The 16989-nt window shown below is 67.9% G+C and carries 17 protein-coding genes; 9 read left to right on the top strand and 8 right to left on the bottom strand.

The features are described from left to right. Positions 1-2: 2 nt before the first annotated feature. Positions 3-2762, top strand: a complete 2760-nt coding sequence (locus tag BMY74_RS41435; RefSeq protein ID WP_089927130.1) for an AAA family ATPase — start codon at positions 3-5, stop codon at positions 2760-2762. 44 nt (positions 2763-2806) lie between these two features. On the opposite strand, the gene BMY74_RS41430 is transcribed toward BMY74_RS41435, so the two are convergent. Both BMY74_RS41430 and BMY74_RS41425 read right to left on the bottom strand, forming a co-directional pair. Continuing rightward, positions 2807-3241: a hypothetical protein gene (locus BMY74_RS41430; RefSeq protein WP_143091934.1), complete on the bottom strand. Its 435-nt coding sequence runs from the start codon at positions 3239-3241 to the stop codon at positions 2807-2809. Between the two features lie 140 nt (positions 3242-3381). Next, complete coding sequence (locus BMY74_RS41425; protein ID WP_177230202.1) at positions 3382-4518, bottom strand: helix-turn-helix domain-containing protein; 1137 nt, start codon at positions 4516-4518, stop codon at positions 3382-3384. 318 nt (positions 4519-4836) lie between these two features. Here BMY74_RS41425 and BMY74_RS41420 point away from each other — a divergent pair, with 318 nt between their 5' ends. Next, complete coding sequence (locus BMY74_RS41420) at positions 4837-5676, top strand: thioesterase II family protein (RefSeq protein WP_425434901.1); 840 nt, start codon at positions 4837-4839, stop codon at positions 5674-5676. Between the two features lie 82 nt (positions 5677-5758). On the opposite strand, the gene BMY74_RS41415 is transcribed toward BMY74_RS41420, so the two are convergent. Further along, positions 5759-6235, bottom strand: a complete 477-nt coding sequence (locus BMY74_RS41415; protein ID WP_089927120.1) for a hypothetical protein — start codon at positions 6233-6235, stop codon at positions 5759-5761. 370 nt (positions 6236-6605) lie between these two features. Here BMY74_RS41415 and BMY74_RS45890 point away from each other — a divergent pair, with 370 nt between their 5' ends. Beyond that, positions 6606-6863: a hypothetical protein gene (locus BMY74_RS45890; RefSeq protein WP_218159934.1), complete on the top strand. Its 258-nt coding sequence runs from the start codon at positions 6606-6608 to the stop codon at positions 6861-6863. Positions 6864-7494: 631 nt separating this feature from the next. Here BMY74_RS45890 and BMY74_RS41400 read toward each other — a convergent pair. The 3 genes from BMY74_RS41400 to BMY74_RS41395 form a co-directional block, all read right to left on the bottom strand. Continuing rightward, a complete protein-coding gene (locus BMY74_RS41400; protein ID WP_218159933.1) occupies positions 7495-8271 on the bottom strand; it encodes a transglutaminase-like domain-containing protein in 777 nt (258 codons plus the stop codon). Positions 8272-8360: 89 nt separating this feature from the next. Next, complete coding sequence (locus BMY74_RS45575) at positions 8361-8516, bottom strand: DUF6307 family protein (RefSeq protein WP_177230201.1); 156 nt, start codon at positions 8514-8516, stop codon at positions 8361-8363. After that, positions 8513-9046, bottom strand: coding sequence for a DUF5994 family protein (locus BMY74_RS41395; RefSeq protein ID WP_143091933.1), 534 nt, complete (start codon positions 9044-9046; stop codon positions 8513-8515). The genes BMY74_RS45575 and BMY74_RS41395 overlap by 4 nt, the downstream gene beginning before the upstream one ends. Positions 9047-9474: 428 nt before the next feature. Here BMY74_RS41395 and BMY74_RS41390 point away from each other — a divergent pair, with 428 nt between their 5' ends. The 4 genes from BMY74_RS41390 (at position 9475) to BMY74_RS41380 (ending at position 11659) form a co-directional block, all read left to right on the top strand. Then, positions 9475-10014 carry an ATP-binding protein gene (locus BMY74_RS41390; protein ID WP_245786687.1) on the top strand — a complete coding sequence of 180 codons (540 nt, stop codon included), beginning with the start codon at positions 9475-9477 and terminating at the stop codon, positions 10012-10014. Positions 10015-10171: 157 nt separating this feature from the next. Further along, a complete protein-coding gene (locus BMY74_RS45570; protein ID WP_177230200.1) occupies positions 10172-10348 on the top strand; it encodes a hypothetical protein in 177 nt (58 codons plus the stop codon). 199 nt (positions 10349-10547) lie between these two features. Continuing rightward, the gene (locus tag BMY74_RS45565; RefSeq protein ID WP_177230199.1) at positions 10548-10826 is read left to right on the top strand and encodes a hypothetical protein; all 279 of its coding nucleotides are present in this window, start codon (positions 10548-10550) and stop codon (positions 10824-10826) included. 446 nt (positions 10827-11272) lie between these two features. Continuing rightward, positions 11273-11659 carry an STAS domain-containing protein gene (locus tag BMY74_RS41380; protein WP_089927112.1) on the top strand — a complete coding sequence of 129 codons (387 nt, stop codon included), beginning with the start codon at positions 11273-11275 and terminating at the stop codon, positions 11657-11659. A gap of 975 nt (positions 11660-12634) precedes the next feature. Here the strand turns inward: BMY74_RS41380 and BMY74_RS41365 are convergent. After that, positions 12635-15160 (bottom strand): NACHT domain-containing protein, encoded by a 2526-nt coding sequence (locus BMY74_RS41365; protein ID WP_089927109.1) that lies wholly within the window; start codon positions 15158-15160, stop codon positions 12635-12637. Positions 15161-15995: 835 nt separating this feature from the next. On the opposite strand from BMY74_RS41365, the gene BMY74_RS46515 reads away from it, so the two are divergent. Together BMY74_RS46515 and BMY74_RS46510 are read left to right on the top strand one after the other, a co-directional pair. Then, on the top strand, positions 15996-16139 hold the full coding sequence (locus tag BMY74_RS46515; RefSeq protein ID WP_245786686.1) for a hypothetical protein: 144 nt from the start codon (positions 15996-15998) through the stop codon (positions 16137-16139). Then, entirely contained in the window at positions 16136-16402 is a 267-nt protein-coding gene (locus tag BMY74_RS46510; RefSeq protein ID WP_245786685.1) for a transposase, read from the top strand. Before BMY74_RS46515 ends, BMY74_RS46510 begins: the two co-directional genes overlap by 4 nt. Before the next feature lie 298 nt (positions 16403-16700). On the opposite strand, the gene BMY74_RS41355 is transcribed toward BMY74_RS46510, so the two are convergent. After that, a partial coding sequence (locus BMY74_RS41355; RefSeq protein ID WP_218159932.1) for a WD40 repeat domain-containing protein occupies positions 16701-16989 on the bottom strand: 289 nt, incomplete at its 5' end.

Genomic DNA, 16989 nt, shown 5'->3' with positions numbered 1-16989 from the left:
CTGTGCTCGCAGACAGGGATCCGCAGACCACGCGCGTCATGCACGCCATCGCGGAGGCGGCGGCGAAACGGGGCAGTCTGCTGCTGCTCACCGGTCCGTGCGGGAGCGGCACCACCTCGTTGCTCCAGGCAGTTCGTGATCTCGCGACCTCTCAGGGCGCTGCTGTGCTCGGCGCGGTCGCCGCCACCGCCGAGCGCGATTTCCCGTTCGGCGTGCTGCGCCAGTTGTACGAACCTCTCATCGCCGGGCTCGCCGACGACGACCGGGCGGCCGTCGTGGCCGGCGTCGCCGACTTCGTGCGGCCTGTGTTCGCCGCCGACGGCTGCAACGCCGACGCGGAGTCGCTCGCGCCGGTTCCGCACGCGGTGCTGCACGGCACGCGCCACCTTCTGTCCGTGGTCGGACGTCACCGGCCGGTGGTGCTCCTCGTCGACGACCTCCAATGGGCCGACGTGGAGTCGCTGCGGTGCCTCGGCTACCTCGCCCATCGCCTGGCGGGACTGCGCGTCGTGATCGTCGCCTCACTGCGGCCCGGCCTGCCCGAGTCGGCGTCCGACCTGGTCAGGGCGGTCGTCGACGGGGCGGCTGAGGTTCTGCACACCGGCCCGTTGTCCGACGGGGGCGTGCGCGCGATGATCCGGGTCGTGTTCGGCGAGGACGGCACCGAGCGGTTCGCCGTGGCCGGGGCCGCGGCGTCGCGGAGGACGCCGCTGGTGCTGCGAATGCTCCTGTCCGATCTGGCGCAGTCCGGTCTGCGTCCCGATGACGACGCCGCGGAGCACCTGCTGAGCGCCAGGCCGCGAGCGCTGCGCAGCTGGTACGCCTCGCTGTTGCGGGCCCTGCCCTCCGGGGCTCTGGCCTACACCGCGGCATTGTCGTTCCTGGGTGACGCGGCTGACGCGCCGCTCATCGGCGAGATCGCGGGACTCGACCACGTCGAGTGCGTTCTCGTCACCCGCACCCTTCAGGTCCTCGGTCTGATCGTCGCCGAGCCGACACCGCGCTTGACCCATCCCGCGCTTCACGACGCGGTGCGGGAGACGGTAGGTGTGGCCGAAGCCGAGCGGTTGCACATCGAGGTGGCCCAGACGTTGCACCGGCTGGGGCATCCCGCGGAGCAGGTGGCAGCGCACCTGCTCGCCGTGCCCTCGCCGCAGGGCGCCTGGGCGATGGATGCCCTGCGTGATGCCGTACGGGCGGCCACCCGGCGCGGGGCCACCGCTGACGCCGCCCGCTACCTGCGCCGGGCGCTGCTCGACACGCCCGTGCACGCCGAGCAGCGTGGCGGCCTGCTCATGGAGCTCGCAGTGGTGGTGTCCGCCACGGATCCCGAGGTCGCGTCCCGCCATCTGCTCCAGGCTCTCCCGCTGCTCCCCGACGAGCCCGGTCGGGCTGAGGCGCTCGTCGAGGTCCCGGTCGTCTGCTGGCGCGCCGCCCCCGAGGAGATCACCGATGCCGCACGCTCCCTCCTGACCGACACGAGCGGTGTCGACGTCGAGCACCGCATGCGCCTGGAGGCACGGCTCGTGCTGCTCGCCGAGGACCGTCGCGCCGTCGTCGACGCCGCGCGCCGACTCGGCGAGGAGGACCACGCCAGGCTGCGCGCGACACCAGGCGGACGCGAGCTGATGGCGGTGTTGCTCCGAGCGGCGGCACTGAGCGCGGGCATGTCCTGTGCGGACGTTGTCGCCGCGGCCTCCGATCTGCTGGAGGCGGTGTCGCCGGAAGATCCAGGCATCGCCGACACCGTCGCGGCACTGGTCGAGACCTTCGTGCTTGCCGACCGGCCCGACGCTGTGGACTCCGTCCTGGACATGGCGGCACACGAGGTCCATCGTCGTGCCGATCCCAGCGCGATCGCCACGCTGGAAAGCGCGGCGGCGCTCATGCTGCTGGCCCAGGGACTGGTCGGCACGAGCCTGGAGCTGTTGTCCGAGGAGCACTCGTGCGGGCCGGTCGACGTCGGCCCCCTGCTGGTGGCGGGGATCTTGACACTGCCGGACCTCGAACAAACCCGGCGGCTGCTGCCCGGGCCGGTCTGGTCCGAGCACCCCGTGATGACCGCCTTCCGCCAGGCGCTGCGAGCGGTGGGGGAGAGCGACGACTCCCTGGCGACACGTGTGCAGCGGCTCCTGGACTGCGGACGGTGTCTGGACCGCGTCGGGTGGACCAATCCCGCGGTGTTCCCGTGGCGGTCCCACGCCGCCGAACTGCTGCACCTGCTCGGTGACCAGACCGCGGCGCTGGAGCTCCTCCACACCGAACTGGCAGCGGCCGTGCGGTGGGGAGGACGTCAGGCGATCGGGCGAGCGCAGCGCTCGGTCGGCCTGGTAGAGCCGGGCGCGGCAGGTGTTCACGCCACGCGGGAGGCGCTGGACACGCTGAGCCGCTCCGAGAACCGGTGGGAGCTGGCGCGCACCGAAGCCCAGTTGTCCTTCCTCCTCAGGGATTGCGCTCCCAGCGAGTCCGCCCGGCTTGCGGCGCGTGCGCGCGCGACAGCCGAAACGTGCGGCGTGCGGCTCCAGGGTCTCCAGGACGCACCCGTGCCTCTGGAGCGTCCGCAGGACGGCTTGACACCGGCGGAGCTGCGCGTCGCGACACTGGCCGCTACCGGCCTGACGAACCAGACGATCGCGGAACAGCTCGACGTCAGTTCCCGCGCCGTGGAGAAGCACCTCACAAGCGTGTACCGCAAGCTCGGTGTCTCCGGTCGTGCCGTACTCCGCGACGCTCTCGGAACGTGGGCCGAACCACATCGTTGAGTCGTACCAAGGTGTTCATCCGGGCGGTTCAAGGCGCAGGACGCTCAGGCCGCCGCCGCTCCCCGCACGAGGTCGATCGCGGCCAGCACGTCCGCAGCGGTCGGAAGTGGGCGGTGTGCGGCCGGTGCCACGGCCCACCGTGGGCTGTGCTCGGTGTCCGGAAGTTCCACCACCGGCCACGCGAGCATCGTCACGCCCTGCCGCACGTTCCCTTCGGGGACGTGCGCGGTCGACGTCAGGAACACCCAGTTGCCGTCGAAGCGGTGCAGGGCCGGCCCGCACGCGGGCACCGCCTCGACGACGCGGAGTGCGACGTCCTGCTCGACCACCACCGCGCCTGGAGTGCGCATGCACAGGCAACGCTGCCCGACCACGATCCACGCCGGCCACCCCAGCTGCTCCTCGTAACGGGTTCGCTCCCGGGCGAGGCGGTGCAGCCACTCAGGTGCTCGTCCGTCATCCTTCCTGGTTCCCGTCATCGCCCGCTCCCTCCGACGTCACGTCATCCGACCTGAATGGTCGACGTCGGCAAGCCGGGAAACCCCTAGCTGTAGGAGACTTGATAACCCGAATGGCGGGCACGACGCCTTCGACGACGGCAGGTGCGGTGCGCTCGGTATCACCCGCTGCGGCGCCCGATGCCCAGCGCGATCCACCACAGAGCGGCACCTTCGGTCGTTCTCGGGTCCACACCCGTCATCCTGACCACCCGGTCGAGGCGGTAGACCAAAGTGGACCGGTGGACCGCCAGCAGTTCCGACGCCCTGCTGAGGTTCAGGTCGCAGCTCAGCAACGTGTGCACCGAATGCGTCAGCTCGCCGGAGTCGGCGATCCGCGCCAGCATGCCCACGAACCGGTCGGACGCGGCCGGTGCCGTCACGATCGAGTCGAGCAGTTCGAGCCTGTTGCCCGACAGCACCTCACCAGGTCGCAGCGGTGCCGGCCGGTAGTCCGCGACCTTCGACCGCAGAGCCGACAGGATGCGCGGTAGCTCCACCCGGCGGCCGCTGTCGGCTGCGACCACTCCGAGTGCGGAGCTGTCCGGGTGCAACGCGAGCATGGTCGTGGTGATCCAGTCCCCGCTGTCCCGATCGAGATCGCCGACGACGACGAGTTGCTCGGCCGTCGGCCGCCACACCGTCCACCAGGAGTCCGGGCGCTCCTCACCGTCGAGCATCTCGCCGATCACCGGTGCGCCGGCCCTGATGACCAGCGCGTAGATCCGCGCGGGCATCTGGTCGGCCTCGTCCGCTTCGAGTTCGCCGTCAGGTGACGTGATGATGTGGAGCAACCAGTTGCGATGCTGGTCACCGGTCCGCTGCCGGCCGTGCAACGGAGGCGTCGTCCGCAACGCTTCAGCGGCTCTGCCGTGCGCTTCGGAGAAGAAGCCGTCGTGCCACGCGCCGAGTGGACCGAGAAGGCTCACGACGTGGTCGTTCGGAACAGCGGCGAGAAGTTTCCGCATGATCAGCACGTGCGCCGACGTGCTGAGCTTGAGCAGGCCGGGCAGGTCGAGGACTCCGGCGTCGAGCGCACTCCTCGCCCAGCCCAGGGCGGTGGCGCGCATGTCCCACTCGTAGTCGGTCTCCACCGAGGGGCGGAGGTCGCGCGCCAGACCGAGGAACACGCTGATGGAGGCGGTCAGGCTGATCTCCATGCTCGCGCCCCCGGCCAGCCGCAGCGCTTCGTCGAGCGCCCGGTGACCAGGTGAGGTGGTCGCGACCTCGGCGACCAGCTTGTCCACGTCAGCGAGCATGTCGCCGCACGTCTCAGCCAGGACACGCGTGCTCGACACCATCAGCGATCCTCCGACCCCAGGTAGTTCGGCCTCTGACCCGTCGCACGTCGATTGTGGTCGGAAGGCGGGGATGATGCTCAACGGGCACGCCGCGCGAGCGGACAGCAAGTCCTGTTGAGACGGAAAACCCGGTCGAACGGCCCTGCGAAAGTCAGTTCTCTAGGTCTTTCCCCGATTGCGGCATGGCAACGTGGCCGGGGACTCGTGGTGAGACCTCGAGTCGGCACGTCCCGCTGCGCTCGTGCAGCCGGTCAGCAGGAGAGCACGCCCACGTACGTGCGGCCTGGCGGGGGATCTCCCACGTCGCGGGTCACGAACGGTGATGCGGAAGAGGAAACGGTGTCGACGCAGATTCAGGACGAGCGGAACAAGTGGCTGCGGCGTTACGGCCCGGCCCCGGACGCTGCTCCGCGTCTGGTGTGCTTCCCCCACGCAGGTGGCTCCGCGAGTTGGTTCCACCCGTTGTCAGGTGCTCTTGCGCCCGAAGTGGCTGTCGTCGCCGTGCAGTATCCAGGCAGGCAGGACCGGCGGGCCGAGCAGCCGCTGCAGTCCGTCGAGGAGCTGGCGGACCGGATCGCACCGCTGCTCGCCGAACCCGGTGGGCCGTTGCTGTTCTTCGGCCACAGCATGGGAGCCGCAGTCGCGTTCGAAGTCGCGCGGCGGCTGGTCGAAGCCGGTCATCCGGGTCCTCAGCACTTCTTCGCTTCCGGGCGCCGCGCGCCCGGAAGGACCCGCGACGAGACCGTGCACCTGATGAGCGACCGCGGCCTGCTGGCGGAGGTCGTCGCGCTGGGCGGGACCGACCCGAAGAGCCTGGGGGACGAGGACCTCATCGCGATGGTCCTCCCGCCGATGAGAGCGGACTACCGCGCCATCGAGACCTATCGATGTGCTCCAGGTGAGCCATTGCGCTGCCCGGTCACGGTCCTCACGGGTGACGCTGATCCGAAGACGTCGTTGGACGAGGCACGCGCCTGGAACGAGTACACGTCGGCGGTGTGCGACGTGCAGGTCTTCCGGGGTGGGCACTTCTTCATCGTCGACCACCAGGCCGAGATCGAGGACCTGGTGCGCGACGTGGCCAAGCAGCTGGTTCCAATCGCACGTTCCACCTGAGCAGAGCGGCGACGGTTCGAGGCCGGACAGTTGCTGAGCAGAACCTTGCCCTGAGTTGGCTTGCCGCAATTCACCGCATCGTCTACTTGCCCAGGGTCTCGTGAGAGCTCAGTGGCGTGACGCCGACGGGTGTGAACACGAACGCCAAGGTCGACTGGTCGCGCACCACGACGGTCATGTCGTAGAAGCCCGCGACGTTGATGGTGGTGCGGGTCTGGGTGAGGGTGGACAACTTCGGAAGGGCGTCCAAGCGGAACGCTTCGGCGGCCTCGGGTGAGAGCTGGTGCAGTGAGGTGCCGACGCCGCTGAGAAGCCGGGCTGGGGTGCTGATGGCGCCGGCGGAGCCGGTCACGTGCACGGTCACCGCTTCCACCTCGCTGAACACGCTCGTCTGCGGCTTCACGAAGATGTCGATGCCGGACGCGACGCGCCCGCCGAAGACCCCACCCGGTTGAACGGTGGTCGGCAGTGGCTGCCCGCCTTCTTGGAGGAGGGGGAGCTGCACGTTCAGTGCAGTGATCACGTCGTTTGCCGAGGCCGTGAAGGACGCCGCCGACACCGCGGTGGTGGTCGCAGTGGCGTTCGTCGTGGTCGGGGACGAGCTCGCGGATGGTGTCGCCGATTGCTGGTCTCCGGCTCCACATGCCGTCAATCCCAGCACGAGGCAGGCGACGAGAAACGATCGTTGCGACACGAGGGCGGCTCCGCTCAGTTGGTGACGACGGGCCTGTCGCATCGGGCCGCGTGGGCGTTACCGCACCGCGGCAGCCGTCGTAACTTGATCGACAACGCGGTGCACCGCGAGCAGTGGCACGCGATCCTGCTGGCGATCGAGCAATGCCTGGTGCTCGCCGACGCCCGCTCGGGTGTTGGCCGACGAACTGTCGGATTACCTGTTCGCGCGGTCAACAGGGCACGTCGGATCGCTGATGACGCTGATCAACCGCGGCTGTCAGAGGCTCTGTGGCACGGGGGCGGGCTTCCTCGGCGGACGCGACCCGGAGTTGGTCGTGCAGCTTGCGATCCGGTCGCTGGAGGCGGTCGACCACGAGGTCTCCGCGCCCCTGGACGACTTCCTCGCGTCCTCGGAGATGGCAGCCGAGTTCGACCGCATCCGCGGGCACCTGGGCCAGGACTCTGTACGTGCCGAAATACGTCCGTGCAGGTCAGTAGGCATCGGCGTGTGACCGGTCGCCGTCCGGCATGATCGAGGCTCCTGCTGGTGCGCTTCGCCTGCCTCGCCGTCTCCCACGCCTTCGCCGCGCTACGGCTATCGCGCATGACCGACCGTGAGAAGGACGTCGAGATCCTTGCCCTACGCCATCAACTCACGGTCTTGCACAGGCAACTCGGCGATCGGCGCCCACGACTGCGGCCCGAGGACAGGGCGTTGATCGCGGCGCTGCTCATGCCGCTGTCACGCGTAACGCTGCGCCGGCTCCGGTTGCTGGTCAGCCCAGACACGGTGCTGCGGTGGCATCGCGACTTGGAGAGAGGCCGCCACGCCCGTGCAAGCAAACACCGAGGGCCTGGGCGTCCACGCACGGTCGCATCCATCCGCCGCCTTGTCCTGCGCCTGGCAAACGAGAACCCCTCCTGGGGTATCGGCGCATTCACGGCGAACTCACCCTGCTTGGCATTCCGATCGCTTCCTCCACCGTGTCGGAGATCCTCAAGACCGAGGGCGTCGACCCGGCCCCGCACCGGACGGCAGTCACCTGGGTCGACTCCCTGCGCTCGCAGGCTGAGGCGGTCCTGGCGATGGACTTCATCGAAGACGCAACGTCAGCCGGTCAGTGGTCCCAAGCCGCTCCGAGTTCAGCGCCATGTCGGAGTCGGGTCTTCTTCCGCCTGCACGACCATCGACTCGAGCACCGGGCCGCCGAACGTGGTGACCATGGCGACGTCGGCGGCATCGCGGCCACGGCCGATGACGACGCGTCCCTTGCGGGGCTCGTTGTTGCGCGGGTCGAAGGTCCACCAGCGGTCGCCCAGCCAGACCTCCATCCACGCCGCGAAGTCCATCGGAGCGTCGCCGGGCGGCACGTCAAGGTCCGGCAGGTAGCCGAAGACGTACCGGGCCGGGATGTTGAGGGCACGGCAGAAGGAGATCGCCAGATGGGTGAAGTCGCGGCAGACACCGAAACCTGCGGCGTTGACATCGGCCGCGGTGGACAACGCGGTGGAGGTGCCGTAGCCGAAGCTCAGCGACTCGTGGACGTGCCGGCAGATCTCGCGCACCCGGCCGTAACCGGGCAGATGCCCTCCGAACCTGGACCAGGCCTCGTCGCCCAGCACGTCGGACACGCAGTACCTGCTGGGCAGCGTGTACAGCAGCACGTCGTCCGGAAGACCGTCGGGCAGCGTTTCCGGCACCGTGTCGTCCATGTCCTCCGTCCTGTCCGGTACGTCCACCCACGCGCTGTAGTGCAGTGTGGACAGACCAGGTGGAAGCACGATCCTGGTGTTGCGGTTGCCGTACAGGTCGAGGTAGTGCCGCATCGGGACGTCCGGCTTCACGTCCAGTTGCTCCTGGTTCAGCCGCAGGTCCGCGCTCCACTGCGGCCGCACGAGGAACACCGCCGGTGTGGGCACTTCGGCGCGGTAGGTGAACGCACAACCGACGCGGAGCAGTCGGGTGCCCCACGTCAGCTGCGTCGCGCCAGTGCCGTAATGACGCGAGTTCAACGCACCCGCTCGGGGATGTGGTCCAGCGCGCGCAATACATGCACCGCGAGATCCCGGGCGGCCTTGCCCTCGAGTTCGGTTCGGCCGGTCAGCACGTCCTCCACCATCTTGAGCCGGCGCTCATAGGCAGTTGTGTACACCGATGTCGTCATCCACGTCCTTGCGTTGCTTGTTCGGGTGTGCAGGCGCTTCGGGCACCGGGAGCGTCCACGATGGACGCATCGGCCTCGCTGTCGTGCAGCAGGACTTCGACGGTGTCCGTGTTCTCGCGCCGGGAGGCGCGCATCATGGCGTGCTGGGCGGCGGATGCGCTTGTGCCAGGCGGAACGAGGAGCAGAGTGAGGCGCCGCCGGTCTGCCGCGACGACGTCCACGGTGTGCGGCGGCCTCGACCAGAACCCGCTGAGCCGGACCCGGACGCCGCCGGCGGCGACCTCCGATGGCGCGCTCTCCCACTCGGTAAGGTTGTAGCTCACCCGCGGGATCTCGCCCAGCCGAACCGTCAGCACTGCGAGCAGCGCGGGCAATTCGGCGGCGAGGTCCCGGGAACGCGGCCACCAGGCACCGTCGACATACCCCGTGGCGAGCGCCTTCGGCCGCAACCGCAATCGAAGCGGAAACCGAGGCTGCTCGTTGGCCGTGACAGCCGGAGGGGCCGTGGAATGGTGAGGAGCCGACGTCATGCCGGAACTCCCGTCTCCAGCCCAGAAAAGGACCGGTTCAGGTATCGCCGAGTGCGACCTGAGCTTGACTGCCCAGGTGCGAGATGCTCTCGACAAGTCCGACACTACACGCACTCAGTCCTGATCGGCCGAAACAGCGTCCACCACCTCAGGCCGGTCGAGCGCTCGCCGAAGCAGAACATCAAGCTGCGCGAGGTCGTGCGGAGCGTGCTCGCCTTCGTCAGGAGGAGCTGAACCGGGGCTTGGACACGCGGTGCAGGCCGCCACGAGCGAACCTGCACCGCGCTACCGGACCCGCGCGGCCCGCTGGCTGCTCAACACCACCGCTCAGCCTGCCAGACCGTTCGCGATCCTCATTGTGTCCAGCAGAGCTCGGGCCTGGTGACGCCGGATTATCCGGACTGCACCCCGGTATTCCTGTTCCGGGCGTGAAGTCGAGCGATTTGAGGATTTGCGAGGTCGAGACTCGCACCATGGGTCGCGGCTGGTTTGACGTTGGCGCTTCGCCGGGTACTGCGGGTTTGGATCATCTTCAACGGAGAGAAGGCTTTTTCGTCGTGGGCAGTGACGACATCCCGCCGCGCGGTGCCCGTGAGCTGGTGCTGGACCTCGGCGAGCACACTCCTCCCTTGGTCGCGGTTCGTCGTTGGGCGGCGGTCGCGCTGGCCGATCTGTCGGATGAAGTGCTCGGTGACGTGCTTCTGGTCGCGACGGAGTTGGTGACCAACGCGTACGACCACGGCGTCTTCGCCCGCGAAGTCCGGCTGTTCCGGGTGTCCGGGGCGTGCACCGTCCGGATCGAGGTGGACGACGGCTCTCCGGCTCAACCCCTCATCGGCCACTCGAGGATCGATCGACGTCGCGGACGCGGGCTGGTCATCGTGAACCGTCTGTCCAAGGCCTGGGGTGCCATTCCCAACGTTGTCGGCAAGACCGTGTGGGCCGAAGTGGAGTCTGATGACAGCTGAGACACGGCGCAGCGGCGCGTCCTGGCCGTCCCCATGCAGGTCCGGAACAGCGTAGGGTGACGTCACCGAGGGTATGTCGCGCATTGGCGGTCACGCCGGAGTCACCTTGGGCGCATCAAGAAGTCCGGCTGGTTCGGCCGGGGGCAGGAGCGCCGAGATGATCTCGGATCCGCTCGGCACCACCGCGGCACCGACTGTGCTGCGCGGTCTGAGGTTGCCGCTGAAATCGGACGCGATGTCCGTCGGACAGTTCAAGGGGAGTTGGCGGCCGTTGTCGACCGATCCGGCCATCCAGGTGCCGTCGCTCGTGGCTCCGGCCAAGCGAACCTGGTGACACCCTGGTCGGTCCAGAGATCGCCGTCGGGCTCCATCGATCAGAGAGACACTCGTGGATCATCTCAGCCTCGGCGTCATCGCCCTGTCGCGCAGGGAGAACGAGTTCCGGCTGCCGATCCATCCGCTGCATTTCGGCCGGATCGACGCGGATCTGCGGGCCCGCATCTACCTCGAACGCGGTTACGGCGAACGGTTCGGTGGACAGGCGCAGGCCGTCGCTGAGGGCTTCGCTGACGCGGGTGGCGAACTCGGCCTCGGTGCGGAACTCCCGCGCGTCGGTGCCGACGGGCAGGCCGCCGTCGCGGAGGGTGGCGATCAGGTTGGGTTCGGTCCCGCCCGCGCTGCTGATGACGGGAGTGCCGGCGGCCACGGCGAGGGGGCGGGCGGACAGGACGTCGCGGGTGTTGCGGTGCCTGCTCGACGGCACCGCCGGCTCCTGGGCGGGACGGGCGCAGACGGCGACGTCGGGACCGTAGATGTCGGTGAGCGTGCGGGGTGCGGCCGTGGCGGGGGTGAGTGCCGGAGCGGTGATGGAGGTCTCCCTCGTGGGGGTGGTGCTGAGCCCGGTTGCGGGCGTGGAGTGGAACCGACCTGTCGCGAGCAGTGAAACGCCGCCGTGACGAGGCGTCCGCTCTCAGATGAAAAGCGCCTGCCGGTGAGAGCCCGAGGCGACGTGAACCTCGACTGTCTCACGTCTCGCGGGTTTTGCGTGTGTCCGCGACGGTCCGGTGGAGTGGTGGGCGGTTCGGTGAGTCTGCGCCGTGGCCGGACACCGTCGCTGGACGTGGTTGTGCCCTCGTCCTGTCGCGGGATAGCGTGGGGGACAGCGAATTGATCATGAAGAGAGGCTCGTCTACTGGTTCTCCGGGTGGGGCAGCGGCTCGTGTCGGCGCTTTTCGCGGTCGGCTGATGGGAGTTCGGAATGGAACACGAGATCAACGAGGACCAACCGGTTCTGCGCACCACGGACCACGACGGCGTCGCGGTGGTCGAGCTCGCCGGTGAGCTCGACATGAAGACGGCGAAGACCTCGCTCGCGGACGTGCTCCTCGTGCTCGACCAACGCCCCAACGGCATCGTCGTCGACCTCCACGGGGTGACCTTCTTCGGTTCCGCAGGCGTCAGCCTCCTCATCTCCGTCCAGCAGGAGGCCGGGCAGCAAGGCGTCCCCTTCGGCATCGTCGCGGCGCACAAGGCTGTGACGAGGTCCTTGACCGTGAGCGGCATGGACTCGCGCCTACCGCTGTTCGCCACCGTGGCCGACGCCGTCATCGTCCTTCGTGCGTCGTCCGCACCACTGCGGCCCTGACAGGTCGGGTGGGACGAGCCGGCCTGACCACGTCCACAGTGGACGAAGCTGGCGGACTCGGGCGCTGCGCCGGAGGTTCGGCCGGTGCGCGATCGATTGAGTGCTTCTGCCTGCTGCGAGACCGCGACGGCAAGTATGGAGACGCGTTCGATGCCGTAGTTGAGGCAGAGGAACTGCGTGTGATTGCGACTGCGCCACGAGCTCCGCGGATGAACGCGCAATGCGAACGGATCATCGGCAGCATCCGCCGCGAGATTCTCGACCACGTCCTCATCATGGGAGAGGGCCATGCGCGTCATGTCCCTGCGGCATAACAAACGCACTACAACGAGCACCGGCCCCACCAGGCCCGCGACCAGCTACCGCCAGACGTTCACGAACACACCGGAACGGTGCACGATCTTGACGAAACGCCAGCGCGTAAAGGCGTGCTCCGAGCACGGTGTCGATGTGGAAGAAGTCCGCCGCGATGATCCCCTCGGCCTGCGCGGTCAGAAACTCCCGCCACGTCGCGCCTCTGGCTGTCGCCCCGTCCGCACGCGGATCCTCGGCGGGGTGATCAACGAGTACCGATGTGCAGCTTGAGCTGCAGCGATGACTTTCCGGGCGGTACAGGGTATCGTTCCGCCGCTTAAGCTGTCCGGATGGGCTGTCTGCACGCGCAGGTCCAAGCCGACGACGACCGCGGGCAGCACGATCACGTTCCTGTCGAGGAGAGGCCGGATCTGTGGGGCTTGCTTGCTGGTCAAGGAGTCGTGGTGCTCCGGCTACAACGCGCCCAGGACTAGCACCCGCGGCGGCCTGAGGTGCAGGTCAGACCGCCAGGCTCGGTTTTGGCACCCCACAGGCCATGCTCAACCGCGTGAAGAACGACGCTGCGGCGGTGCCGGCCGCCGCGAGCTCGAAGCCGCGTTCGCCGCGCGCCGCCTTACCGGTTGGATCGGTTGGCCGAGCCTTTGGCACGCACACGGACGGTCATGGCTCGAGTAGTTGTGCTGCCCGCCGCAGCTGCTCTCGTTGGCCGGGGCTGAGCGTGGGCGACTGCGCCAGCTCCTCGTACAAGTCCAGGGCGAACTCCGGGAGGGTGTCTTCCAGTTCCTCGATGGCGTCGAACCTGAGTTTGAACGGTTGCTCGTCGTCCAGTGCGAAATGCCGTAGCAGCGTCAAGGAGCAAGGCTCGTGCGAGTCGATCAGGTGTGAGACCGTCAGGGTTGTCGGCCGCATGGCGTTGAAGAGGCGGTAGGCCTCGTCCGGGTCGTGTTCGGCCAGTGCGGCGCAGGCGTCCACGCGGTAGGCGTCGTCCAGTTCGCCGGTTCTGGCGACCAGCGCCAGTCCGGCTTTACGGTCTGCGGTGGACGGTGGACCGGTGGTCACCAGGGGGATCGCCTCGTGGTGGTAGCCCGTGTTCGGGTACCTGTTGTACTCCTGGAAGGTCAGCCATTGGACTGCGGCGGCTGCCGGTCCTCGTTGCCGCACCAGGGCTCTGATGATGTCGAGGCGGTCGGACTCCTCCAGGTCGACGTTGACGCTCAGGGCCAGCTGGTACGTCGTGGCCTGGCCTGGCCAGTGGTCGTCGAGGATCTCGGCGGCGGCCACGCGGGTTTCGAGAAACTGGTGCTGGTCTTCGGCCAGCGAGTGCAGTGATTCTTCGGTGAAGCGCCCCAGCTCGCGGTTGTCGAGCACCTGCGCCAGGGATTCCATGGCCAGTGGGAAGGCGGTCAGGAGCTCGGACGCCAGGCGGTCGTCGCCGACGTGGTCCATGAGGAACCTGATGAACTCACGTTCTCCCAGCAGGTGTTCGTCGCTGTAGAAGTACTTGTCAGCAGTGCTTTTCAGCGTTGCGACGACTTCCTCCGGGGTGGAGCCGGAGAGATGGAGGGCGGCGAAGTACTCCTGGAGGGAGGGGTGTGCGAAGGCGAGGGTGGTGCCGGTGGCGGAGATCAGGCCGCTTTCGGTGAGGACGGCGCTGATCGTCCCACGCCACTGCGCCCGCATGCGTGGCGGTACCGGCACATCGCGCTCTTCGAGCCACTCCTCGGCCAGGTCGAGCAGGTCTGCTTCGATGTCATCGACCTGGACGTGGAACGCGATGGCGGCCATTAGATCCAAGACCTGGTCCTGCACGGCGGTGATGGTCGGGTTGGTGGTCTCCGGGAGCTTGCTGACGAGGTAGTCGACGAAGGCCTCGTAGATGGCGGTGCGTTGAGTTGGTAACGGCCTGGCGGGCGCCTCGCTCGCCAACGTGCAGATCATGCTGGCCATCAACGGAGTGTGCATCCACTGGTCGGCGGTGGAGAGCAGGGCCAGTGCGGCGCGGCGCTGGGGCGCTTGGTTCGTGCGGCTGAACCACCGTGCGACGAACGACTCGATGCCGGCGTTGTCGAGTGCGTTCAAGATGTGTTCGGTGAAGGTGGCCGAGAGCAGTTTGTGGTCGCGCTGGTGCAGTGGTCGTGACGTGACCACGACCCGCATCGACGGAAGTGCGGCCGCAGTGCGGAGTCTGGTCAGCACAGCGGATCGGGCGTTGCCATCCTGCACTTCGTCGAGGCCGTCGACGAGCACCAGCCACCGGCCGGAGGGCAGCATTCGGTCGAAGTGGTCCGGGGCAAGAGGGCGGTGCAGTTCGGGGGCTACCGCTTCCGTGGCACCGTGGAAGAGGGCGTCCACGAGAGATCCGTGCCGTGCCAGGTGACGGGCGTGGAGGAGGACCGGGTGCCACTCATGCTGGTCGCCGTCGAGCCGACGCTGTGCCAGGGTCGTCGCCACGTGGCGGAGCAGCATCGACTTGCCCGTGCCCGACGGGCCGGTGAGGACGAGGTTGCCGCCTGTCTCCAGCGCCTCCTCCCAGGTGCGGGTCTGCCCGTCCGGGCCCCGCAGGAGTTGCGGTTGGTAGAAGGCCTCGCGGGGAGCCAGGTCGCCCGCCTGAGGCCAGCCCTGCCGCAGACCCGACGTGCGCAGTGCGATCAGGTACTCGTCACCGGTTCGGGTCGAGGACCGCAGTTCGCGCACATCGATGCGCAACAGCCGGTAGGCCATCTCCGCCAGGTCAGACGTGGCCATCAGCGTGGCGAGGCGGTTGCCGTCGAATACCTCCAGGTGGATCCCGTGGTTCGCTTCCGCCTCGGCCTGCAGGGCGTGGATCTGCGACACGGGCAGGTCCGCGGTAAGGAAGGCGTACACCAGGTCCGCCACCCCGGCGTTCTTAGCGAGGTCGGCCCGGATCTTCGCCGGTAGGCCCTTCTGCTGCGTGGTGCAGAGCACCGCGACCTTGGGCTCGTCCGGCCGTGCGTCGACCCGGCGGTACGACTCGAAGTCGCGGCCTCGGTCGCCTCCCGAGCTCACCGGACCGGTGGCAGGAACGAAGTGGCCGCCCAGTCGTGCGTTGGCGAACGCGAGGCAGAGCGGCTCGAAGTCGTGGTGCCGGTTGTCCGCGCGAAGCTGGTCCAGTCCGAACCGGATCCGATTGCGAACCTCGTCGCCCAGCGAAACGTATTCGTGCACGCCGGAAGCCTATCGGGCCGGTCTCACGGCCTTGTCGGTAACGTCATCGGAATTCACCCGCCGATTGTGCGTGCCGAAAGTACGTCCGTGCAGGTCGCGGGCCTCGGCGCGTGGCAGCTGGTCGTCAGGCATGATCGCGCCCTGTGCTGTTCCGCTTCGTTTACCGTGCCGTCACCCACGCCTTCGCTGCGGTGCGGCTACTGCCACTGGCTGACCGCGAGAAGGACGTTGAGATTCTTGCTCTTCGCCACCAACCCACCGTCTTGCAGCGCCAACTCGGCGACCGACGCCCTCAACTCCGACCTGCGGACAGGGCGTTCCTTACCGCGCTCCTGACGCCGCTGGCTCCTGCCACTCTGCGCCGACTCCGACTGCTGGTCAGCCTGGATACGGTGCTGCGATGGCATCGTGACCTGGTGAAGCGTCGCCACGCCCAGGTACACCGGCGTCGAAGGCGCGGACGTCCGCGCACCGTGGCATCGGTCCGCCGCCTTGTCCTGCGTCTCGCGGCCGAAAACTCCTCGTGGGGCTATCGGCGCATCCACGGAGAAACTCGCCCTCCTCGGCGTCACGGTCGCTCCTTTGACCGATTGGGAGATCCTCACAGCTGTCGGCGTCGACCCAGCGCACACTGAGCGACCGTGACATGGGCCGAGTTCCTACGCTCCCAAGCTGAGGTGGTCCTGGCGATGGATTTCATCGAAACCGTCACCCTGACCGGCGCACCCAGTACATCCTCGCCGCTATTCACCACGCCGGTAGGCGCGTGCGCATTCTCGGCACAACCGCACACTTAACACACGCCTGGGTCACACAGGCAGTCCGCAATCTCCTGATGGACCTCGAAGACGCCGGCAGCCTCGCGCAGGTCAGGTTTCTCATCCGCGACCGTGACGGCAAGTACCCCGCACGGATAAACGAGATCCTCGGCGACGCAGGCATCGCGACGATTCTGACCGGCGTGCGGGTGCCCGTATGAACGCGATCATGGAACGCTGGGTCAAGACGCTGCGCGGCGAGCTCTTGGACCGCACACTGATCTGGAACGAGGCCCATCTCCGGCACGCGTTGCGCGAGTACGAGCGGCACTACAACGAGCACCGCACCCACCGATCCCTTGCCGCCGCAGCACCCTTGCGAGCCCGGCACCAGCCCCTTGGACCTGACCGGATCGAACGCCTTGCGGTACTCCGACGGGACCGTCTCGGTGGAGTCCTCCACGAGTATCGGCATGCCGCTTGACCTGTGCGGACGTAATTTTCGGCACGCACAACACCAAAACCTCCGAGTTATCGGGGGGAACCTCACAGCCCGCAGTTGTCCACTTGGGCCGCCGCAGTGATTTCGCGCTGATGGTCCGAAAGTGGATTCCTGAGGCCACACATCAATGCCCTCGACCGACTTCGACGTCGACATCTAAATCGGGGGTAGAGTGTCGTAAGTAGCCGATGCGCGGATATCAGCGGTGAGCGACATGCTGGTCGTGCAAGCCGGTCCGAAGATCAAGACGATCCAAACCACCAGGCAGTTTTCGTCGGCCTCAGACGAGGCCGACCGACAACACTGCGACTCCGTCGCTCATCGCGACAGTGATCATGTCCTGACGCCAGGTGGCGATCGCGTACACGGGTGTCCCTACATCTAGTTCCTTGAGCTGTGCCTGGGTGGCCGGGTCCCACAACCGCACCGTCGCGTCGTGGCTGGCGGTGGCGAGCAGGGTGCGGCCATCGGGCAACGGAACCGCTGCTACTGCCGCCACCCTGCCGGTGTGGCCGGTGAGCGGATCACCGACTGGCTGACCGGTTACCGGATCCCACAACCGCACCGTC

This window comes from Lentzea albida, from assembly GCF_900111005.1.
Taxonomy (GTDB): Bacteria; Actinomycetota; Actinomycetes; order Mycobacteriales; family Pseudonocardiaceae; genus Lentzea; species Lentzea albida.
This window is presented reverse-complemented; position numbering and strand designations above follow the sequence as displayed.